Here is a 21,699-nt window from a genome sequence, read left to right on the forward strand (position 1 = left end):
TCGGTTACGAGCGGCACCTGGCGACGGGGTCGCGGCGGCGGGTTCTTAAGCACGTTCCTGAGTGGCGGCGGTTCTGCCGGAGAAATCCGAGGAGGGCGCGCCACGCCGTGCCTATTCTAGTCGTCGGACATCCGATATCATATGTGCTAGATCACTTTTTTGGGTACGGATGACTTGCCCAACTTTACACCGAAGGCACCATCGCCCACAGGGTTCCGCACCGCTCGGATCCCGTGGCGCAAGGCCGCTATAAAGGAGCACCGATGGCAGCATCGACAGCCGCACCGCAGGCGCGTTTCAGCGCGCAGGCACGTTTGAGGGCACTGCAGTCGGACATCATGGAGCTGATCCTTGACCGCGAGCTGGAGGCCGGGGACGCACTGCCGACCGAAAACGAGCTCTCGCTTGCCCTGGGCGTCGGCCGCAACACCCTGCGCGAGTCGCTCAAGGTGCTGCAGGCGCTGGGCGTCATAGAGATCCGCCACGGCTTTGGCATGTTCGTTGCGCCGAGCAACTTCGACGCCATGGCAGACGGCCTTACGTTCCGCGGGCGCCTGTCGCTGCGCCACCAGGGCATTGAGGCACAGCAGCTGGTTGACATCCGCCAGGCGCTGGAATCGGGGCTGATCGGCAGCTCCATGGACATGATGACGGCGGAGCAGCATACCGCCATTGAAGCCGCGGTGGCCCGGATGGAGGCTCTGGCTGCCAAGGGTGAAAACTTCACCGAGGCCGACGCCGAGTTCCACTCGCTGCTCTTTGAGCCGTTGGCCAATGACCTGCTGGCCAACCTGATGGGCGTCTTTTGGAAGGTCTACCGCAAGATCCACGCGGAAATCGACGCCGGTGATCCGGACCTGCTGGCCATTGCCGCCGTGCACCGCGCCATCTTCACCGCCGTCAAGGCCGGCGACAAGATTCTGGCCGCCGAACTGCTCAACCGGCACTTCGACGGCATCCGCAACCGCATCGCCGAGGTTGTCGGCCTGCCCTAGCGGCAGCACTCCATTTCGCCCGGCCATCAGCGCCGCCGTCGTGCCTCAAGGGCATGGCAGCGGCGCTTTTGCGTTCTCTTCGGACGTGGTGCGGCCGGGGCGGGTCCATGGTGTGGTCAGATGGGGCCATGGACCCGGTGGAGATTTCCCGGCAGGAGGCTGGACCGGGCTGTGCGCTGCTGACGGCACGCGTCCTGGGCGCTGTTGTGGGATCGGTGGTGCTGGCGGCGCCGGGGGAGTCCTCCGACTGGCCGCTGGCGCCGGTGCTCCGCGATCTGGCCGTGGAGCCGTTGTGGCGCCGCCGCGGGATCGGCACGGCCCTGGTGGCGGCCGCAGAGTCCCTGGCCGCCGAGCAAGGGGCCGAGCTTCTGGTCTTGGAGGTCGACGCCGGCAATGGCGCCGCGGCCAGGCTGTACGCCGCGCTGGGCTGGCTGCCTGTGGGGGAGCCCAGCGGCTATTCCTATGCCTCGCTCAATGAGGACGGTGTGGCCACGCTGGTCCAGGTGGAGCGCCAGAGCTGGGCGAAGGCGCTGATGGACGATGCTGGCTGACTGGCCGGATTGAATGACGAAAAAGCCCGCCGGATCCAGTGGATCCAGCGGGCTTTTCCTCAAAGTGCGCGCGAAGGGATTCGAACCCCCAACCTTCTGATCCGTAGTCAGATGCTCTATCCGTTGAGCTACGCACGCCTATTTGGTTTTCGGCAACAAGGCCGGGAACTACTCTAGCGTACTTTTTCACCAACGTTGAACCACGGTCCCTGCGGCCCGCTGTGGGAGGGCTGGAACCGGTCCATTGGACAACGAAAAAGCCCGCTTGATCCAGTGGATCCAGCGGGCTTTTCCTCAAAGTGCGCGCGAAGGGATTCGAACCCCCAACCTTCTGATCCGTAGTCAGATGCTCTATCCGTTGAGCTACGCACGCCTATTTTGTTTTCTTTCGGCTCTCGGGCCGGGAACAACTCTAACCTGTTTCGATCGGCAGGACAAACCAGGGGCCATGTGTTCCGCCCCACACTAGACCGGTCTACGTGAGTTAGATCACAATTTTGAGTCCGCCCCGAAATGGAAAACCCCGGAATCTAGGGGTTTTTCAATTCTGGCAAGCCATAAGATCCCATGTCCGGCCCCCGGAAGCCGCCGTCGAGCGCCCCTACATTTGAAACACACCACTGACCCACCGAAGGGAAACACCATGGGCCACGCCTCAGCGCAGCAGATTGTTGAACATGCACCGACGACGCACCGCCGCCTGGCAGCATGGGTAGCCGAGGTCGCAACGCTGACCCAGCCGGATGCAATCCACTGGGTTGATGGTTCCGAAGCGGAGAACCGCGCACTGACGGATGCCCTGGTAGCGGCCGGCACGCTGGTCAAGCTGGATGAGGGGCAGTTCCCGAACTCGTTCGCCGCGTTCTCGGACCCGAAGGACGTTGCCCGCGTGGAGGAGCAGACGTTCATCTGCTCCAAGAACGAGCGCGACGCCGGCTTCACCAACAACTGGATGGAGCCCTCCGCCATGAAGGCCAAGCTGGACGGCCTCTTCGCCGGATCCATGCGCGGCCGCACCATGTACGTCATCCCGTTCGTCATGGGGCACCTTGATGCCAAAGACCCCAAGTTCGGCGTCGAGATCACCGACAGCGCCTACGTGGTGGCCTCGATGCGCATCATGGCCCGCATCGGCACCGCCGTCCTGCGCCGCATGGAAGAGCTGGACGCCTTCTACGTTCCGGCCCTGCACTCCGTGGGCATGCCGCTGGCCGATGTCCAGGCCGATGTCGCCTGGCCGTGCAGCGATGAAAAGTGGATTGTGCACTTCCCCGAGGAGCGCTCCATCTTCTCCTTCGGCTCCGGCTACGGCGGCAACGCACTGCTGGGCAAGAAGTGCTTCGCCCTGCGCATCGCCTCGGTCATGGCCCACGATGAGGGTTGGCTGGCCGAGCACATGCTCATCCTCAAGCTCACCTCCCCGGCGAAGAAGACCCACTACGTCACCGCGGCGTTCCCCTCCGCCTGCGGCAAGACCAACCTGGCCCTGCTGGACCCCACCATCGATGGCTGGGAGGTGGAGACCCTGGGTGATGACATCGCCTGGATGCGCTTCGACTCCGAAGGCCAGCTGCGCGCCATCAACCCGGAAATGGGCCTGTTCGGCGTGGCACCTGGCACCGGCTGGCACACCAACCCGAACGCCATGCGGGCCATCGCCCGGGGCAACTCGATCTTCACCAATGTCGCCCTGACCGACGACGGCGGTGTCTGGTGGGAGGGCATGACCGAGGAGGTCCCCGCCCACCTGGTTGATTGGCAGGGCAACTCCTGGACGCCGGATTCCGCGACCCCAGCGGCCCACCCGAACTCGCGCTTCTGCACGCCGATCGACCAGATCGACATGATTGCCGATGAGTTCACCGACCCCGAAGGCGTGCCGATCTCGGCCATCCTCTTCGGCGGCCGCCGCAAGACCACCATCCCGCTGGTCACCGAATCCCGCGACTGGGCCAATGGCATTTTCATGGGCTCCACGCTGTCCTCGGAGACCACCGCCGCCGCTGCCGGCGCCGTCGGCGTGGTGCGCCGCGACCCGATGGCCATGCTGCCGTTCATCGGCTACGACGCAGGCGACTACCTCAAGCACTGGATCGCGCTGAGCAAGAGTGCGGACCAGGCCAAGCTGCCGAAGATCTTCCTGGTGAACTGGTTCCGCCGCAAGGGCGACGGCTCCTTCGCCTGGCCCGGATTCGGCGACAACGCCCGGGTGCTCAAGTGGGCCATCGAGCGCATCGAAGGCACCGCAGACGCCGTCGAGACTCCAATCGGCTTCATCCCGGCCGCCGGTTCGCTGGACATCAGTGGTCTGGACCTGACCGAGGCCGACGTCGAAGAGGCCGTCCGCGTGGACCCGCTGGAGTGGGAGGCGGAGCTGGACAGCATTGACGAGTGGTACCGCCGCTTTGGCAGCTCGCTGCCGGAGGAGCTGCTCAACGAGCTCGAGGGCCTCAAGACCCGCCTCGGCTGAGTGGTCTAGACCGGCAGCCCCAACTAGGTGACAGCTATCGCACATTCCGAGCCTCGGAACGTGCGATAACTGTCACCTAGTTGGTTGCGGGGTTAGTTGGCGCCGGCCAGCCAGAGGTCCGGGCCAAAGACCTCGTAGCGGATCTTGGCCGCGGGGATGCCGGCGTCGATCGCCTGGCTGCGAATCGCCTTCATGAAGGGCAGCGGCCCGCAGACATAGACAGTGGCGTCGGCGGGAAGCTCCATGCCCTGCAGTGACATGAACCCGTGGTGGAGCCCTTCGGCGGCCTGCGGCAGGGGATCCTGCGCGGGCTCCTCAAGCCAGAGCCTGAGGATCGCGCCGTCCAGGGCGGCGATGTCGGCACTCATCTGTTCGCGCAGGGCCCATGCCTGAAGGTTCTTTTCGGCGTGGAGCACGATGATCTCCCGCTCCGACCCGGCGCTGGCCAGCGACCGCAGGGCGGAGGCCGACGGCGTGCAGCCGATGCCGGCAGTGGCGAAGACCAGTGGGCCGTCGCCCGGCTCCAGTGTGACGTCACCATAGGGGTTGGACAGCTCCAGGACATCGCCGACGACGACGTTGTGGTGCAGGGCGGGGGAGACCTCGCCGCCGTCGTCGAGCTTGGTGGTGAACACGCGCCGGCTGGTGGACTCGGCGTCGGCGGAGAGCGAGTACTGGCGGCACTGGCGCAGACCGTCCGGCAGGGCCACCCGGACTGACACAAACTGGCCCGGGCGGGCGCTCGTGGCCGGGGTGTCATCGGCCGGTTCCAGCACGAACGTCATACTGGCGGTGCCGGCGGCGTTCTTTTCCACCACCGTCCATGGCGTGAACATCTTGTCGTTGGCCTGGCGCGCATACAGTCCCTTCTCCAGGGTGATCAGCGCGTTGGCCATCAGCCAGTAGACCTCGGTCCAGGCTGCAGCGATCTCAGCGGTGATGACATCGGCCAACTCCTCGGCGATGGCGCCAAAGAGGTGGGTGTAGACCACCTGGTACTGGTCCTCGGCGATGCCCAGAGAGGTGTGCTTGTTGGCGATGCGGCTGAGCATGGCCTCCGGGAGCAGGTCCGGATTGGCCACCAGTGCGCCGGCGAAGGCCGCAATGGAGCCGGCCAGTGCCTTCTGCTGCTCACCATTGTTCTGGTTGGCCCTGCTGAACAGGCCGTCCAGGAGTTCCGGGTGGGCAGCAAAGAGCCGGCTGTAGAAGTTCGGGGTGATGGCGCCCAGACGTGATCCGACCAGCGGCAGCGTTGCCTCAATGATGGGGCGGGATTTCTCGGAGAGCATCGGTGCTCCTTGGGTGGAAGGTGTATGACTCCTTCAAAGTAGCATCTGAAATGCGTATTTAAATCCAAACTTCTACGGTTTGTAGAAAAAGCATTGATTTTGCGGGCCTACTCCGGCCGGTGCGTGCCCAAGGTCACAGGAACGGGGCCGTGGCGCCGGGCCGGCGCCAGGCTGGAAACCACCACCGGGTCCAGCTCGGCATAGAAGGCCTCGCGGGCCCGGGCCAGCGCCCCGCGCAGCCCGCAGCCGTCGAGGAGGGGGCAGTCGCCGTTGGCCGAAAGGCACTCGGCGACATCCTGGCGCTCATCGAGGGTGCGCAGCAGCGAGCCCACCGATGCAGACATCCCGGCCGTGCTGATCCGGACACCGCCGGAGCGCCCCCGGACGGCCTCCACCAGGCCGAGGTTGCGCAGTTTGAGTACGGCCTTGCTGACATGGTTGTAGGGCGTCCCCACGGCCTCGGCGAGCTCCTTGGTGGTGGAGAGCTCAGCCCCGGGGTCCGCGCACAGCACCATGAGCACCCGTAGGCAGACATCGGAAAATGCGGTGAGGCGCACGGATCAACCGCCCTGTTGCCACGACGGGGAGGTCATCAGGACCAGACGAGCTTCTCGCCGGGCTCCCAGATGGGATCGGCAAAGGTGAATCCTGCCTCTGCCTCGGCCTCAGCTGGGGGCGTGTACGGCTGGACTGCGGCAATGGAGACTCCGCCGCTGTGCTCGGCCACCACATGGATGGCATCGCTGTTCTCGTCCGGCAGGTGGATGTCGCAGACCACTGCTGCGGCGCGGTTGCCCGCCCGCTGCTGGCGCAGCACCTCGTAGAGGTCGGCGATCATTGCGTCGGCGTCGAGCTCGGGCTCGACGCCGTCTGCACTGTCGGGATCTTCCCCGGGGCCGACGGCCACCAGCTGGACTTCGCCGTCGGCGGCCACCACCAGGGCGACCGGCAGGAAGGCCCCGTGCTGCTCAAGCTGCTCCTGGGCCAGGCCCAGGGCCGTGCCGACCAGCTTGTTGAGGTCGTCCTGGATGGTTTCTTCGCTCACAGTGGTCTCGTCGGCCATGCCGTTCACCGCTTCCATGGTTCAGTGCTCTCTTGAGGGATGCCGTGCGGTTAGGCGCGGACGAGGGCCAGCACGTCGTCGCGCAGACCGGCCATGGTGGCCGGGTCCACGGCCTCGGCGTTCAGGCGCAGGAACGGCTCGGTGTTGGAGGCGCGCAGGTTGAACCACCACTCGCCGTTGTCGGCGGTGAAGGTCAGGCCGTCCATCTCGTCCACGCTGACGCCGGGCCGGTCGTAGGCTGCGCGGACGCGTGCCACGGCGGCCGGCACGTCGGCCAGCTTGGAGTTGATCTCCCCGGAGGAGGTGTAGGGCTCGTATTCGCGGCCCAGCTCCGACAGCGGCCCGTCCTGCTCGCCCAGGGCGGCGAGGACGTGCATGGCCGCCAGCATGCCGGTGTCGGCGTTGTAGAAGTCGCGGAAGTAGTAGTGCGCGGAGTGCTCGCCGCCGAACACGGCGCCCTCCTCGGCCATGACGGCCTTGATGAAGGAGTGGCCCACGCGGGTGCGGACCGGGCGTCCGCCGTCGGCGAGGACCAGCTCGGGCACGGCGCGGGAGGTGATGAGGTTGTGGATGATGACCGGGGTCTGCTCGCCGGCGGCCCTGGCCCGGGCGATCTCGCGGCGGGCCACCAGGGCGGTGACGGCGGAGGGGGAGACGGGGGCGCCGAGCTCGTCGATGACGAAGCAGCGGTCCGCGTCGCCGTCGAAGGCCAGGCCGATGTCCGCGCCGTGGGCGATGACGGCGGCCTGCAGGTCGCGCAGGTTCTCCGGCTCCAGCGGGTTGGCCGGGTGGTTCGGGAAGGAGCCGTCGAGCTCGAAGTACAGCGGGACGATCTCAAACGGCAGCGCATCCAGCAGCTCCCCGCCCAGCACGGCGGGGGTGGTCATGCCGGCCATGCCGTTGCCGGCGTCGACGACGATCTTCAGCGGGCGCGAGCCGGCCAGGTCCACGAGGGAGCGCAGGTATTGGGCGTAGTCCTTCAGGACGTCGCGCACGCCGATGGTGCCGGTGGTCAAGCCGGCGGACTCGGCGGAGGGGATGCCCCCGGCCAGGTAGAGCTGGGCGACGGCGCGGATGTCATCCAGCCCGGTCTCGGAGGACAGCGGCACGGCGCCGGCCTTGGACATCTTGATGCCGTTGTATTCGGCCGGGTTGTGGCTGGCGGTGAAGACGACGCCGGCGGCGTCCAGGGACCCGGAGGCGAAGTAGAGTTCGTCGGTGGAGATCAGGTCCAGCAGCGTGACGTTGGCGCCGCGGGTGGTGGCGCCGGCGGCGAAGGCCGCGGCGAATTCGGGGGAGGAGGGGCGCATGTCCCCGCCGACCAGCACCGTTGACCCGTTCAGGCCCAGGACGTCGACAAAGGCGGCGCCGACGGCCTTGACCGACTCGGCCGTGATGGTCTCGCCCACGAGGCCCCGCACGTCATAGGCCTTGAAGGATTCAGACAGGTCAATGGTGGTGTTATCTACGCTGCTCACGCCTCCATGGTACCGGGAGCTTATCCACAGCCTTCGCCGCACTCCCCGGAAGTGTCAGAGCAGGCTGGGATACTGGGGGGATGACCCAGCCTGCTGCAGCCAGCCCCACTGACACGATCCCCACCTACGGACAGGCCCTGGACGTGCTCCGCCGTCTGGTGGGGAACGAGGCCGCCCGGTTCCATGACGGCCAGTTCGAGGCCATCGAGGCGCTCGTCGACGGCGGCAAGCGGGCCCTGGTGGTCCAGCGCACCGGCTGGGGGAAGTCGGCTGTGTACTTCGTCTCCTCGCTGCTGCTGCGCGCCCGCGGTGCGGGCCCCACGCTGATCGTGTCCCCGCTGCTGGCCCTGATGCGGGACCAGGTGGCAGCAGCCGAGCGCGCCGGAGTGCGGGCCATGGCCATCAACTCCGCCAATGCCACCGACTGGGATCTGGTCCGCGATGCCTTGGCCGCCGATGAGGTGGACGTGCTGCTGGTCTCCCCGGAGCGGTTGACCAACCCCTCCTTCCGGGAAAACCAGCTGCCCGATCTGATCCGCCGCACCGGCCTGCTGGTGATTGACGAGGCCCACTGCATCTCGGACTGGGGCCACGACTTCCGCCCCGACTACCGCCGCATCGCCGATCTCATCGGCCAGCTGCCGGACACGGTGCCCGTGCTGGCGACCACCGCCACCGCCAACTCCCGCGTGGTGGCGGACATCGAGGAGCAGCTGGGCGCCGGCGTGTTCACCATCCGCGGCGCCCTGGCCCGCGAATCGCTGCGGCTGGGCGTGCTGCGGCTCGCCGATTCCCGCGACCGCCTGGGCTGGCTGCTGACGCACCTCGCCGAGCTTCCGGGCAGCGGCATCATCTACACGCTGACGGTGTCCGCGGCGGAGGACACCGCCCGGCTGCTGGCCGAGGCCGGGCACAAGGTGCTCAGCTACACGGGCCGCACGGATCCGATGGACCGCGAATCCGCCGAACAGCAGCTCAAGGACAACCAGGTCAAGGCATTGGTGGCCACCAGCGCCCTGGGCATGGGCTTCGACAAGCCGGACCTGGGCTTCGTGGTCCACCTGGGGGCGCCGTCGTCGCCCGTGGCCTACTACCAGCAGGTGGGCCGTGCCGGCCGTGGCTCGGCCAATGCCGACGTCCTGCTGCTGCCCGGGCGCGAAGACAAGGACATCTGGGCGTACTTTGCCACCGCCTCCATGCCCTCGCAGGAAAAGGCCGCCGCCGTGCTGGACACGCTGGCCGACGCCGGCAAGGCCCTGTCCACGGTGGCCCTGGAGGCGCGCGTGGATCTGCGCCGCACCCCGCTGGAGCTGCTGCTGAAGGTGCTCGCCGTGGACGGTGCGGTGGAGCGCGTGGGCGGTGGCTGGACCTCCACCGGGCGCCCGTGGGTCTACGACGCCGAGCGCTATGCGCGCATCGCCCAGGCCCGCGTGGACGAGCAGGATTCCATGATCGAGTACGAGCGCGGAAACGTTTGCCGGATGGAGTTTCTGGCCAAGGCGCTCGACGACGAGACGGCCGCCCCGTGCGGGCGCTGCGACAACTGCGCCGGGCGCTGGTTCTCCGACGCCGTGGACGGCGCCGCCGTGGCGGTGGCGGGGGAGACCCTCAGCCGGGCCGGACTGCTGCTGGAGCCGCGGCTGCAGTGGCCCAGCGGCATGGACCGCCTGGGCGTGCCGGTGAAGGGGAAGCTGGCCGCCGGGGATCTCAGCGGCGGCGGGCGTGTACTGGCCCGCATGACGGACCTTGGCTGGGGCACGGCCCTGCGCTCGCTCTTCGCAGCCGGAGCGCCGGATGCCCCCATCGATCCGGGCATGCTGGCGGCCTGCGTGGCGGTGCTGCGCGATTGGGGCGTGGGCGGCTGGAGCGGCGAGGGCCGGCCGGCGGCCGTGGTGTCCATGCCGTCGCGCAGCAAGCCGGAGCTGGTGCGCTCACTGGCCGAAGGCATCGCCTCCGTGGGACGCCTGCCGTACCTGGGTGAGCTGGAGCTGAAATTTGGCGGCCCGTCCGGCCAGCGCGGCGGAAACAGCGCCTACCGCCTCGCCGGCGTCTGGGACCGCATGAGCGTGGGGGAGGCCCTGGCCGAGAACCTGCAGCAGATTGCCGGCCAGCCGGTGCTGCTCATTGACGACCTCGTGGACAGCCGCTGGACCCTGACCATCGCCGGCCGCGCCCTCCGCCACGCCGGCGTCGGCCAGGTCCTGCCCCTCGTCCTCGCCCAGGCCGGCTAGGCGCGAGCTCCCCAACGGGGACGCAGTTCCCCGCTTGAGACATGACTACTACTGCGTCGTCAACGGGGAACTGCGTCGCGGGCCCACCGCGCGCAACGGGGACGCAGTTCCCCGCTTGGGACATGACTACTACTGCGTCGTCAACGGGGAACTGCGTCGCGGGCCGGGGTCGGTGCCGGCTACTGGCCGGCGGGGCGCAGACGCAGGGCCTGCATGCCGCCGTCGACGGCGATGGAGGTGCCGGTGGTGGAACCGGAGAGCGGGCTCGCCAGGTAGGCCACGGCCCCGGCAACCTCCTCCGCGCTGACCAGGCGGCCGTGCGGCTGGCGGGCGTTCAGGGCTGCGCGCTCGGCGGCCGGGTCATCGGCGGAATCCAGCAGCCGGGCCACCCAGGGGGTGTCGGCCGTGCCGGGGTTGACGCAGTTCACGCGGATGCCCTCGCGCAGGTGGTCCGCGGCCATCGCCTGGGTCAGGGACAGCACCGCACCCTTGGTGGCGCTGTACAGGGCGCGCTGGGGCAGGCCGGCCGTGGCGGCGATGGAGCAGGTGTTCACAATCGCCGCGGCTTTGGACTTGCGCAGGTGCGGCAGCGTGGCGCGGCTCAGGCGCACCATGCCGACGACGTTGATGTTCCACACGCGGTGCCATTCGTCGTCGTCGTTGTCCTCCACCGTGCCTTGGGCGCCGATGCCGGCGTTGTTCACCACAATGTCGATCCCGCCCAGCTGCGCGGCGACGGCGTCGACGGCGGCACGGACCGAGGCGTCGTCGGAGACGTCGCAGGCCAGGCCCAGCTGGCCGGCCGGAATCCCGGCCGGGTTGAGGTCCAGCACGGCCACCGAGGCGCCCATGCCCTGGAGTTTGGCCGCGATGGCCGCCCCGATGCCGGAGGCGCCGCCGGTGACGACGGCGGTGAGGGTGTCCAGTTCGGTGCTCATCTACTGCTCCTGAGTGGTTGAGGTCGTTGCAGCGGTGGCCAGGGCGGCGGGTGCGCCGGGGACGGTACGGAAGAATTCCTGGCGCTGGCGGCCCAGGCCCTCGATCTCGACCTCGACGACGTCGCCGTCGGCGAGGTAGGGGAAGCGGCCGGAGAGGGCCACGCCCTCGGGGGTGCCGGTGAGGATGACGTCGCCGGGCTCCAGCAGCATGTACTGGCTGACGTGGTGGACGATCGTGGGGATGTCGAAGATCAGGTCCGCCGTGTTGGAGTCCTGGCGCGGTTCGCCGTTGACCCAGCTGCGCAGGCGCAGGGCGGAGGCGTCGATGTCCCCGGCGGGCACGAACCACGGGCCCAGCGGGGTGGACTTGGGCAGGGACTTGCCCTTGGTCCACTGCCCTGCGGCACCGGGGATCTGGTATTCGCGTTCGGAGAGGTCGTTGGCCACCACGTAGCCGGCGACGGCGGCTGCCGCCTCCTCCAGCGAGCCGGCGTAGCTGAGTTCGGTGCCGATCACGATGCCCAGTTCCACCTCCCAGTCGTACTGGCTGCTCAGCGGCGGGATGGGGGCGGCGTCGTGGGGGCCGGCCACGGTGTTGGTGGGCTTGAGGAAGACCACCGGGATGGTGGGCGGCTGGGCGCCGGACTCGGCGGCGTGCGCGGCGTAGTTCATGCCGATGCAGACCACGTTGTTCGGGCGGGCGACCGGCGTGCCCTGGCGCAGGTCCGAGGCCCCGGGAAGTTCGGGCAGGGAGCCGGCGGCCAGGGCCGCGCGGACGGCGTCGATGCCGCCGCCTGCCAGGAAGGCGCCGTCGACGGCGGTTGTTACGGAGCGCACGTCATAGGCGCGCTCCGTGCCGGTGGAATCGGTGGCGAAGACGACGGGGATCTCGTTCCCCGGGGTTCCAAGCTGTGCAATCTTCATGGGGAAATCCCTCTCAACCGCCGCGGCGGTGCGCTGTTGTTCCGGCATGGCAGCTCCTATAACATCTGAGCTTTGAAGCCACTTTACCTATGATTCTAGGCGATGCGTCATGATTGACAAGTCAAACATCGGATGTTTATCTAGAGGGAGTATGGGTGACTGCCACGGCAGGACACCGCGCCGCCACCAAAACCTAGGGAGCAACCACGTGAGTACCGTCATTGCGGTCGAGACCAGCGACGTTCGTTTTCCAACCTCCCGCGAGTTGGATGGCTCCGATGCCATGAATCCGGACCCCGATTACTCGGCGGCCTACCTGCGCATCCGCACGGACAGCAGCGATGGACTGGAAGGCCACGGCTTCGTGTTCACCATCGGCCGTGGAAACGACGTGGAGACCGCCGCGATCAAGGCGCTGACGCCCTACCTGCTGGGCTGCAATGTCGAGGAGCTCCTGGCAAACATGGGAGCCACCTACAAGGAATTCATCAACGATTCGCAGCTGCGCTGGCTGGGTCCGGAGAAGGGCGTCATGCACATGGCCATCGGCGCCGTCGTCAACGCGCTGTGGGACCTGAAGGCCAAGCGCGCGGGCGTTCCGCTGTGGCAGCTGCTGGCGGCCATGAGCCCGGCGGAGCTGGTGGAGCTGGTGGACTTCCGCTACCTTTCCGATGCGCTGACCCCCGCCGAGGCGCTGGAGATCCTTGAAGGAGCCGTCGCGGGCCGCGGCGAGCGCCAGGCCACCTTGCTGGCCGAGGGCTACCCGGGCTACACGACGACGCCGGGCTGGCTGGGCTACTCCGATGAGAAGCTCACCCGGCTGGCCCGCGAGGCCGTGGCCGACGGCTTCAAGCAGATCAAGCTGAAGGTCGGCGCCGATCTTGCGGACGACATCCGCCGCGTCCGCGCGGCCCGTGCCGCCGTCGGCCCCGGCATCAAGATTGCCGTGGACGCCAACCAGCGCTGGGATGTGGGCAGCGCCATTGAGTGGATGAAGCACCTGGCGCCGTTCGACATCGCCTGGATCGAGGAGCCCACCAGCCCCGACGACATTCTGGGCCATGCGGCCATTGCCCGCGGCGTTGCCCCGATTCCGGTGGCCACCGGCGAGCACGTGCAGAACCGCGTGGTGTTCAAGCAGATGCTCCAGGCCCAGTCCCTGCAGGTGCTGCAGATCGATGCCGCCCGCGTGGCAGGTGTCAACGAGAATGTGGCCATCCTGCTGCTGGCGGCCAAGTTCGGCGTCCGCGTCTGCCCCCACGCCGGCGGTGTGGGACTGTGCGAGGCCGTCCAGCACTTGTCCATGTTCGACTATGTTGCAGTCTCCGGAAAGAAGGATGACCGCATGATTGAATTTGTTGACCACCTGCACGAGCACTTCGCGACCCCGATCGATGTGCGCCAGGGCTGCTACTGGCCGCCTCTCGCACCGGGCGGCGGCAGCGAAATGCTGGCGTCCTCCATCGAGGAGTACAGCTTCCCGGATGGCACGTTCTGGCGTGAAGACGCACTGGCCCAGGCGGCTCGGCACGAATTGAAAGAAGCGGTCTAGAACAATGTCGTCGCAGGTCCACATCCCCCATGCCCCCTGGTTCACCGAGGCCCGGTTTGGCATGTTCGTGCACTGGGGGCTCTACTCCCTCCCCGCCCGCCACGAGTGGGTGCGCTACCGCGAGCAGACCTCGATCGAGGACTACAACAAGTACTTCGAGCACTTCGACCCGGACCTCTACGATCCGCGCGAGTGGGCCGCCACCGCCAAGGCCGCCGGCATGAAATACGTGGTGCTGACCACCAAACACCACGATGGCTTCTGCCTGTGGGATTCGGCCCTGACGGACTACAAGGCCACCAACACTCCCTACGGTGCGGATCTGCTGGCGCCCTACGTTGCCGCCCTGCGCGAGGCCGGGCTGAAGGTGGGCTTCTACCACTCCGTCATCGACTGGCACCACCCCGATTTCGCCATCGACGCCAACCACGTCGAGCGGAACCATCCGGATGCGTTGGAGCTGAACAAAATGCGCGACGGCGCCAAGTACCGCGAGTACCTCCATGGCCAGGTCCGCGAACTGCTCACCAACTATGGACAGATCGACTACCTGTTCTTCGACTTCTCCTACCCGAACCCGGGCGGCACGGCCCCGGCCGGGGACAAGTTCCCGGGCAAGGGCCGCAAGGACTGGGGCTCGGAAGAGCTGATGGGGATGATCCGGGCGCTCCAGCCGGGCATTGTGGTCAACGACAGGCTGGACATTCCGGGTGACTTTGTCACCCCGGAGCAGTACCAGCCCACCGGGGCCATGGTGAGCGGGGACAAGGAGGTGCCCTGGGAGGCCTGCCAGACGCTGAACGGCAGCTGGGGCTATGACCGGGACAACCTTGACTACAAGTCCACCGACCTTCTGGTGCGCATGCTGATCGACGGCGTCTCCAAGGGCGGCAACCTGCTGCTCAATGTTGGTCCGACGGCGCGTGGCGAGATCGACGCACGCGCCCGGGAGGCGCTGGCCGGCATGGGCGAATGGATGCGCGTCCACGGCAGGTCCATCCACGGCGCCGAAGCCACGGAGCTGGTGCCGCCGTCGGACGCGCGGTACACCCGCCGGGGGAACCGGCTGTACGTGCACCTGTTCGCCTGGCCCTTCCAGTTTGTCCACCTCCCCGGCCTGGCCGGCAGGGTCCGCTACGCCCAGCTGCTCAATGACGCCTCCGAGGCGGCCATGCAGGTGCTGGACCCGGACCAGGAGGCGGGCCACATGACCCCCGCGGGGCAGCCGGAGGGCACCCTGACCCTCAAGCTCCCCGTGCAGCGGCCGGATGTTGCAGTACCCGTCATCGAACTTTTCCTCAACGAAGGAGATTGACCCGTGGCACAGACCATTGCCCTGCACACCCGGCTGAAGCCGGGCAAGGAAGCGGAGTACGACGCCGTGCACGCGCGGATCAGCGATGAGCTGGACGCCGCACTGCGCGCCGCCGGCGTGTCCACGTGGCGCATCTGGCGCAGCGGCCGCGAGCTGTTCCACGTGGTGGAGGTGGCCGACTACAGCGCCATGCGCAAGAACATGGCCACCCATCCGGTGAACATCGCCTGGCAGGCCCAGATGGCCGAGCTGCTGGAGATCGAGGACGACTACTCCGGCAACGACGATGGACTGGCAAAGGTGTGGGAGCTGCCATGACCGAAATGACCACGCTCGGCTTCGGTGCCGCGGGCATCGGAAATCTGTACCGCGGGGTGTCCGACGACGATGCCGCGGCCACAGTGCACGCCGCCTGGGACGCCGGGATCCGGTACTTCGACACGGCCCCGCACTACGGGCTGGGGCTGTCAGAACGACGTCTGGGCGCCGTGCTGGCGTCCAAGCCGCGCGATGAATTTGTCATCTCCACCAAGGTGGGCCGGGTCCTGGACCCCACGGACAACCCCGACGGCGCGCTGGACACCCAGGGCTTTGCCGTCCGGGCGGACACCGTGCGCCGGTGGGACCCGTCCGAGGCCGGCATCCGCCGCAGCATCGAGGACTCCCTGGAACGCCTGGGTCTGGAACGCATCGACATCGCCTACCTGCACGATCCGGACGTCTACGACCTCGACGCAGGAATCAGCCAGGCGCTGCCCGCCCTGCAAAAGCTGCGTGCCGAGGGGTTGGTGTCCCAGATCGGCGTCGGCGCCAACTCCGCCGAGGCCCTGGCGGCCTGCGTCCGCGGGGCGGATCTGGATCTGATCATGCTGGCCGGCCGCTACACCCTGCTGGAACAGCCCGCCCTGGCCGAACTCCTCCCGCTGTGCACGGAGAACGGCGTCGGCGTGGTCAACGTGGGCGTCTACAACTCCGGCCTGCTGGCCCGACCCGTGGTTCCCGATGATGCCCACTACAACTACGCCCCCGCGCCTGTTGCCATCCTGGCCAAGGCCCGCGCGCTCGCCGCCTGCTGCGCCGAGTTCGGCGTGGACCTGCCGACGGCGGCGCTGAAGTTCAGCCTGCGGCACCCGGCGGTGCGCAGCGTCGTCGTCGGCGCTGCCACGCCGGCGCAGATCAGCCAGACGGCCGAGCGGATGGCGGCCGATGTCCCGGCGGAATTGTGGGAGGCGCTCGTGGAGCAGGGTCTGCTGCCTCTGGAGGTCAGGGCATGAACCAGTCCGGCTCCGCCGCTGGCAGGGTTGGTGCCACTGGTCCGGATGCCGCGGCAGCGGACTGGGTGGACGCCCACCTGCACCTGTGGCAGCTGGAGCCCGGCCGGTACTCCTGGCTGGGCCCGCAGCACGGCGTGCTGCACCGCAGCTTCGATGCCGCTGACGCCTGGACCGAGTTGTCCGCGGCCGGCATCGGCCGGGCCATCCTGGTCCAGGCCGAGGACTCCACCGCGGACACCGAGTTCATGCTGGCCACGGCCGAGGCCAATCCGTGGATTGCCGGCGTGGTGGGTTGGGTGCAGCTGGATGATCCGGCGGCAGCGGCGCGGCAGCTGGAACTCTTCGGTCTCCGGCCGGCATTCGCTGGCGTGCGCCACCTGATCCATGACGATCCGCGCAGCGGGTTTCTGGCACTGGCGTCCGTGCGCAAATCCCTGGCTCTGCTGGCCGGGGCGGGGCTTCCGCTGGATGTCCCCAATGCCTTCCCCGGCCATCTTGGCGACACCGTTGACGCCGCGGCGGAGCTCGAGGAGCTGACGGTGGTGGTGGACCACCTGGCCAAACCGCCGGTGGACGACGCCGGGCTGGCGGACTGGGAGGCGCAGCTGCGCCGGCTGGCCCCGCTGCCCAATGTGGCAGCGAAGATTTCCGGGCTGCACGAGCCCGGGCGGCCCTATTCCGCCGCGGCATTGCGGCGGATCTTTGACATTGCACTGGACGTCTTCGGCCCCGCGCGCCTGATGTACGGCGGGGACTGGCCCGTCAGCCTGCTGGGGGCACCCTACGCACAGACGCAGGGGGTGCTGGCGGAGCTGGTGTCCACGCTGAGCCCCGCCGAACAGTGCGAAATCCAGGCCGGCACGGCCCGCCGGATCTACGCCCGGGCGGCCTGGTAGGCAACCGGCGAGTAACTTTCTAGTAAACATCGGATGTTTTTGGAAAATCTGATGTTTCCGACACGTAAATGTCGTACCATTGTGTAAGCCAAGTCACTGTGGTGGCGCAACAAATGAACCTTCTCGAAGTGTTTGAGCCGATTTCGACCCAAAATACTCAGAAGTCGGCCCAAGTTTCCAGGAGGACGTATGATCTCTCTGACCCATAGACATCAGATCTTAGTCTCACTGCATGTATCCGCACCGAATGTATCCGCACTGCATGGATCCCCACAGCATGGATCCCCACAGGGTGGGGTCAACGCATGAGCAGCGAATTGCTGAAGATCAGCGGCGTTTCCAAGAGCTTCCCCGGCGTCAAGGCCCTGTCGGACATGCAGCTGGAACTGCGCGGCGGCGAGGTGCTGGCCCTGGTGGGCGAGAACGGCGCCGGCAAGTCGACCCTGATGAAACTGCTGTCCGGCATCTACGTCCCGGACGAGGGCCGCTTTGTGGTTGACGGCGAGCCAGTGGTGATTGGCGGCACGAAGCACGCCCAGGAACTGGGCATCAGCATCATCCACCAGGAATTCAACCTGATGCCGGATTTGACCGTCGCGCAGAACATCTACATTGGCCGCGAACCACGCATCGGCGGAATCTTTCTCAGTGAGACCGCCATGAACCGCAAGGCGCAGTTCCTGTTCGACAAGATCAACATCAACCTCAACCCGAAGCAGCGGGTGGGGGAGTTGACGGTGGCCAAACAGCAGATGGTGGAGATTGCCAAGGCGCTGTCGTACAAATCCAAGATCCTGATCATGGACGAGCCCACGGCAGCCCTGAACGACGCCGAGGTGGCCACTCTGCACGACCTGATCCGCAACTTCATCAAGCCCACTACCGGCGTCATCTACATTTCGCACCGGATGGATGAACTCAAGGCGATCTCCAACCGGATCACGGTCATCCGCGATGGCCAGTACATCGACACCGTGGACACTGCCACGACCACCATGCCCGAGGTCATTACCTTGATGGTGGGCCGGGAGATCTCCGGTGAACAGCGGCCGGTGGCGGCGCCGTCGTCGTCCGAAACCGTGCTGAAGGTCAGCGGCCTCTCCACCAAGGAACTGCTGAAGGACGTCAGCTTCGACCTCAAGCGCGGAGAGATCCTGGGCTTCGCCGGGCTCATGGGCGCCGGCCGCACCGAGGTGGCCCGGGCCATCGTCGGCGCGGACAAGATGAGCGCCGGCACCGTCGAGCTCAACGGCAAGGCCGTGGCCATGTCCAACCCTGCCGTTGCCGCGGACCTGGGCGTCGGCTACCTCTCCGAGGACCGCAAGCACCTGGGCCTGATGCTCGAACGCGACGTCAAGGACAACATCGCGCTGAGCTCGCTGAAGCGGTTCTCCAAGCTGGGCTTCCTGAACAACCCCGCGATGAAGGCCGCCAGCGAGGAGTACGTGGCCACGCTGCGCATCAAGACGCCCTCCATCGCCCAGGCCGCCAAGAACCTCTCCGGCGGCAACCAGCAGAAGATCGTCATCGCCAAATGGCTGGTGCGCGACTGCGACATCCTGATCTTCGACGAACCCACCCGAGGCATCGACGTCGGCGCCAAGGAGGAAATCTACGCCCTGCTCAACCAGCTGGCCGCGACGGGGAAATCGATCATCATGATCTCCTCGGAACTGCCCGAGGTCCTGCGCATGAGCCACCGGATCGCCGTCATGGCCGAGGGCCGCATTGCCGGTTTCCTGGCCAGCGCCGAGGCCACGCAGGAGAACATCATGGAGCTGGCCACCCGCACCGCCGCGGGCGCCCGGACCACCGAAACACCTGCCGGCGTGCAGGGCTAAGCAACTGAAGAAGGAACTTCATCATGACTTTGCTACAGGACGCTGCGCCCGCAAAAGCCGCCAGCGACAAAAAGAGTGAAAACATCACCCGGCTCAAGTCCAGCCTGCAGCAGCTGCTCGCCTTTGCCTCGCTGCTGGCCCTGGTCATCTTCTTCTCCGTGGCGAGCCACAGCTTCTACCAGCCGGCCAACCTCTCCAACATCCTGCTCTCCACCGTGGTGACGGGTCTGCTGGCGCTGGGCACCACCTTCGTCATCATCACCGGCGGCATCGACCTCTCGATCGGCACGGGCATGACGCTCTGCTCGGTCATGACGGCGGTGTTCATGACCAACATGGGCATGCCGATGTTCGTTGGTGTGCTCTGCGGCATCCTCTTCGGTGCCATGATCGGCGCCATCAATGGCCTGCTGATCGCGCTGCTGAAGATCCCGCCCTTCATCGCCACGCTGGCCATGATGATGGTCGCCGCCGGCCTGGCCCTGGTCATCTCCGGCACCAAGCCCGTCTACACCACCGACGTCGAGGGCTTCCAGAAGATCTTCGCCCTGGGCAAGTCCATCCCCGGACTGGTGATCCCCAACGCCGTCTTCATCCTCTTCGCCGCAGCGATCATTGCCGGCGTCGTGCTGTCCAAGACGGTGCTGGGCCGGTACACCTACTCCATCGGTTCCAACGAGGAGGCCACGGCGCTCTCGGGCGTCAACGTCACCAAGTGGAAGATCTGGATCTACACGGTGGCCGGCTGCTTCACCGGCCTGGCCGGCGTCATCGCCACCGCCCGCCTGAACTCCGCCCAGCCCGCCGGTGGCATGGGCCTGGAACTGCAGGCCATCGCCGCCGTCATTATTGGCGGAACCTCGCTGCAGGGCGGCAAGGGCACCATCATCGGCACCGTGATCGGCGCGCTGATCATGGCCGTGCTGACCAATGGCCTGAGCATCATGTCCATCCCGCAGGAATGGCAGAACGTCGCCGTCGGCGTCGTCATCCTCCTGGCCGTCTACCTGGACATCCTGCGCCGCAAGGAATCGGCAAAGTAGCCGCACCAGTTTTTTGCTCCACCCGCTTGTGCACCACCATGTCCACCCGTTCTGACCGTTCTTAAACAAAGTTGATGACAAAGGAGTTTTGATACACATGGATAGAAGGAATTTCCTGGCCCTGGGTCTGGCTGCAGCAGCAACCGTCTCCCTGGCCGCCTGCGACACCGCCGCCTCCTCCGCCCCCACCAGCGGTGCCGCTGATGGCAAGAAGCCGTACATCGCCATCGTCTCCAAGGGCTTCCAGCACCAGTTCTGGCAGTCGGTCAAGCAGGGTGCCGAGCAGGCCGCGAAGGAATTCGACGTCGAGATCTCCTTCGAGGGTCCGGACAAGGAAACCAACGTCCAGCAGCAGATGGACCAGCTGAACAATGCCATGGCCAAGGGCCCGGCCGCCCTTGCGCTGGCCGCCCTGGACTCCAAGGCCGCCGAGGGCGTGCTGCAGGAAGCCAAGGCCAAGAACATCCCCGTGATCGCCTTCGACTCCGGCGTTGCCTCCGACATCCCGCTGGCCACCGCGTCCACGGACAACAAGGCTGCCGCAGCCGAGGCCGCCAAGCACATGGCCGCGCTGATCGGCAACGAGGGCAAGATCGCCATCATCGGCCACTCCCAGACCTCCACCTCCGGCACCGACCGCCGCGACGGCTTCGTCGACTGGATCAAGGCCAACGCCCCCAAGATCACCATCGCGGACATCCAGTACGCCGACGGCGACCAGCTCAAGTCCACCGATGCCGCGAAGACCATCATCGCCGCCAACTCGGATCTGAAGGGCATGTACGGCACCAACGAGGGTGCTGCCATCGGCGTCGTCAACGCCGTCCAGGAGCTGGGCATCACCGGCAAGCTGACGGTGGTCGGCTTCGACTCCGGCAAGGCCCAGATGGACGCCATCAAGTCCGGGCTGATGGCCGGCGCCGTCACCCAGAACCCCGTGGGCATTGGCTACGAGACCGTCAAGGCCGCCGTCGCCGCCATCAAGGGCACCAAGGTGGAGAAGGTCATCGACACCGGCTTCTACTGGTACGACAAGAAGAACATCGACGACCCCAAGATTGCCTCCAACCTGTACGCCTAGTCCTTGTACGCGAAGGCGCCCCGTCCCAGCTGGGACGGGGCGCCTTCGCGTTGGGGGCGTTTCCTGGGCTAGAGGGCCTCGCGGAGCCACTGCTCGACGCCGGAAATGTGCACCGTCAGCAGGGCCCGGGCCAGCTCGGCGTCCCCGCGCTCCAGAGCGTCGGCGATGGCGGCGTGCTCGGAGAGCGTGCGCGAGACGGCCTTCTCCTGGGTCAGTCCACGCCAGATGCGCGCACGGACGGTGTTGGAGGAGAGCCCATCGAGGAGGCTGGCCAGGTAGGAGTTCTCGGCGGCCTGGGCAATGAGGCCGTGGAACACGAGATCGTGGTTGACGAGGTCCTCCACGCTGGTGTCCTCGTCGACGTCGGCCATGGTGGCGCGCAGGGCGGTGAGCTGCTCGGCGGTGATGTGCCCGGCGGCCATGGCGGCCGCGGCGGGCTCCAGGATGCGGCGGACCTCGAAGATCTCCAGCACCGACTTGTCCTGGTGCAGGTCCACGATGAAGGACACGGCCTCGGTCAGCAGCGCCGGCTCCAGGCTTGTCACGTAGGTGCCGTCGCCGCGGCGCACATCCAGCACCCGGATGATCTCCAGGGCCTTCACGGCCTCGCGCAGCGAGCTGCGGGACAGGCCCAGCTTCTCGCTGAGCTCCTTCTCCGGCGGGAGCCGGTCCCCGGCGGAGAGCTCGCCGGAGAGGATCATCTCTTTGATCTTGTGGATTGCTTCATCGGTAACGGCCATCCACCCATTGTATTGGTC

19 protein-coding genes and 2 tRNA genes are annotated in these 21,699 nt (G+C 67.0%); 12 read left to right on the forward strand and 9 right to left on the reverse strand.

Annotation, left to right across the window (positions count from 1 at the left end):
- Positions 1-263 precede the first annotated feature (263 nt).
- Positions 264-995 (forward strand): FadR/GntR family transcriptional regulator, encoded by a 732-nt coding sequence (locus tag K254_RS0119915; RefSeq protein ID WP_026556826.1) that lies wholly within the window; start codon positions 264-266, stop codon positions 993-995.
- Between the two features lie 107 nt (positions 996-1,102).
- On the forward strand, positions 1,103-1,546 hold the full coding sequence (locus tag K254_RS24410) for a GNAT family N-acetyltransferase (protein ID WP_196811019.1): 444 nt from the start codon (positions 1,103-1,105) through the stop codon (positions 1,544-1,546).
- Between the two features lie 65 nt (positions 1,547-1,611).
- Here K254_RS24410 and K254_RS0119925 read toward each other — a convergent pair.
- Both K254_RS0119925 and K254_RS0119930 read right to left on the reverse strand, forming a co-directional pair.
- Positions 1,612-1,684 (reverse strand) — tRNA-Arg (locus K254_RS0119925).
- Positions 1,685-1,846: 162 nt separating this feature from the next.
- Positions 1,847-1,919: transfer RNA gene (locus tag K254_RS0119930), tRNA-Arg, on the reverse strand.
- Positions 1,920-2,189: 270 nt separating this feature from the next.
- Here K254_RS0119930 and K254_RS0119935 point away from each other — a divergent pair.
- Entirely contained in the window at positions 2,190-4,016 is a 1,827-nt protein-coding gene (locus K254_RS0119935; RefSeq protein ID WP_026556827.1) for a phosphoenolpyruvate carboxykinase (GTP), read from the forward strand.
- A gap of 92 nt (positions 4,017-4,108) precedes the next feature.
- Here the strand turns inward: K254_RS0119935 and K254_RS0119940 are convergent, their stop codons facing one another.
- From K254_RS0119940 to K254_RS0119955, 4 genes are all read right to left on the reverse strand, one after another.
- Positions 4,109-5,305, reverse strand: a complete 1,197-nt coding sequence (locus K254_RS0119940) for a globin domain-containing protein (protein WP_026556828.1) — start codon at positions 5,303-5,305, stop codon at positions 4,109-4,111.
- 107 nt (positions 5,306-5,412) lie between these two features.
- Positions 5,413-5,862 (reverse strand): RrF2 family transcriptional regulator, encoded by a 450-nt coding sequence (locus K254_RS0119945; RefSeq protein WP_026556829.1) that lies wholly within the window; start codon positions 5,860-5,862, stop codon positions 5,413-5,415.
- A 35-nt stretch (positions 5,863-5,897) separates the two neighbouring features.
- A complete protein-coding gene (locus K254_RS0119950) occupies positions 5,898-6,386 on the reverse strand; it encodes a hypothetical protein (protein ID WP_026556830.1) in 489 nt (162 codons plus the stop codon).
- 32 nt (positions 6,387-6,418) lie between these two features.
- Positions 6,419-7,846 (reverse strand): phosphomannomutase/phosphoglucomutase, encoded by a 1,428-nt coding sequence (locus K254_RS0119955; protein WP_026556831.1) that lies wholly within the window; start codon positions 7,844-7,846, stop codon positions 6,419-6,421.
- A gap of 80 nt (positions 7,847-7,926) precedes the next feature.
- Between K254_RS0119955 and K254_RS0119960 the strand changes: the two genes are divergently transcribed.
- Positions 7,927-10,077: a RecQ family ATP-dependent DNA helicase gene (locus tag K254_RS0119960; RefSeq protein ID WP_051389434.1), complete on the forward strand. Its 2,151-nt coding sequence runs from the start codon at positions 7,927-7,929 to the stop codon at positions 10,075-10,077.
- A 179-nt stretch (positions 10,078-10,256) separates the two neighbouring features.
- On the opposite strand, the gene K254_RS0119965 is transcribed toward K254_RS0119960, so the two are convergent.
- Both K254_RS0119965 and K254_RS0119970 read right to left on the reverse strand, forming a co-directional pair.
- On the reverse strand, positions 10,257-11,015 hold the full coding sequence (locus K254_RS0119965) for an SDR family NAD(P)-dependent oxidoreductase (RefSeq protein WP_026556833.1): 759 nt from the start codon (positions 11,013-11,015) through the stop codon (positions 10,257-10,259).
- On the reverse strand, positions 11,016-11,939 hold the full coding sequence (locus K254_RS0119970) for a fumarylacetoacetate hydrolase family protein (RefSeq protein ID WP_026556834.1): 924 nt from the start codon (positions 11,937-11,939) through the stop codon (positions 11,016-11,018).
- Between the two features lie 208 nt (positions 11,940-12,147).
- Between K254_RS0119970 and K254_RS24415 the strand changes: the two genes are divergently transcribed.
- The 8 genes from K254_RS24415 (at position 12,148) to K254_RS0120010 (ending at position 20,941) form a co-directional block, all read left to right on the forward strand.
- Positions 12,148-13,491 (forward strand): enolase C-terminal domain-like protein, encoded by a 1,344-nt coding sequence (locus K254_RS24415; protein WP_035750408.1) that lies wholly within the window; start codon positions 12,148-12,150, stop codon positions 13,489-13,491.
- Positions 13,492-13,495: 4 nt separating this feature from the next.
- Positions 13,496-14,806, forward strand: coding sequence for an alpha-L-fucosidase (locus K254_RS0119980; RefSeq protein ID WP_026556835.1), 1,311 nt, complete (start codon positions 13,496-13,498; stop codon positions 14,804-14,806).
- Between the two features lie 3 nt (positions 14,807-14,809).
- Complete coding sequence (locus K254_RS0119985) at positions 14,810-15,124, forward strand: L-rhamnose mutarotase (protein WP_196811020.1); 315 nt, start codon at positions 14,810-14,812, stop codon at positions 15,122-15,124.
- Positions 15,121-16,080 (forward strand): aldo/keto reductase, encoded by a 960-nt coding sequence (locus K254_RS0119990; protein WP_035750410.1) that lies wholly within the window; start codon positions 15,121-15,123, stop codon positions 16,078-16,080. The genes K254_RS0119985 and K254_RS0119990 overlap by 4 nt, the downstream gene beginning before the upstream one ends.
- On the forward strand, positions 16,077-16,976 hold the full coding sequence (locus K254_RS0119995; protein WP_081710281.1) for an amidohydrolase family protein: 900 nt from the start codon (positions 16,077-16,079) through the stop codon (positions 16,974-16,976). The genes K254_RS0119990 and K254_RS0119995 overlap by 4 nt, the downstream gene beginning before the upstream one ends.
- A 305-nt stretch (positions 16,977-17,281) precedes the next feature.
- Positions 17,282-18,817, forward strand: a complete 1,536-nt coding sequence (locus K254_RS24420) for a sugar ABC transporter ATP-binding protein (RefSeq protein ID WP_051389435.1) — start codon at positions 17,282-17,284, stop codon at positions 18,815-18,817.
- A 23-nt stretch (positions 18,818-18,840) separates the two neighbouring features.
- The gene (locus tag K254_RS0120005; protein WP_026556839.1) at positions 18,841-19,860 is read left to right on the forward strand and encodes an ABC transporter permease; all 1,020 of its coding nucleotides are present in this window, start codon (positions 18,841-18,843) and stop codon (positions 19,858-19,860) included.
- A gap of 97 nt (positions 19,861-19,957) precedes the next feature.
- Positions 19,958-20,941 (forward strand): ABC transporter substrate-binding protein, encoded by a 984-nt coding sequence (locus K254_RS0120010; protein ID WP_081710282.1) that lies wholly within the window; start codon positions 19,958-19,960, stop codon positions 20,939-20,941.
- A gap of 68 nt (positions 20,942-21,009) precedes the next feature.
- Here the strand turns inward: K254_RS0120010 and K254_RS0120015 are convergent, their stop codons facing one another.
- The gene (locus tag K254_RS0120015) at positions 21,010-21,681 is read right to left on the reverse strand and encodes a FadR/GntR family transcriptional regulator (protein WP_026556841.1); all 672 of its coding nucleotides are present in this window, start codon (positions 21,679-21,681) and stop codon (positions 21,010-21,012) included.
- Between the last annotated feature and the right edge of the window lie 18 nt (positions 21,682-21,699).

It is taken from the genome of Arthrobacter sp. 35W (assembly GCF_000482545.1).
Lineage (GTDB): Bacteria > Actinomycetota > Actinomycetes > Actinomycetales > Micrococcaceae > Specibacter.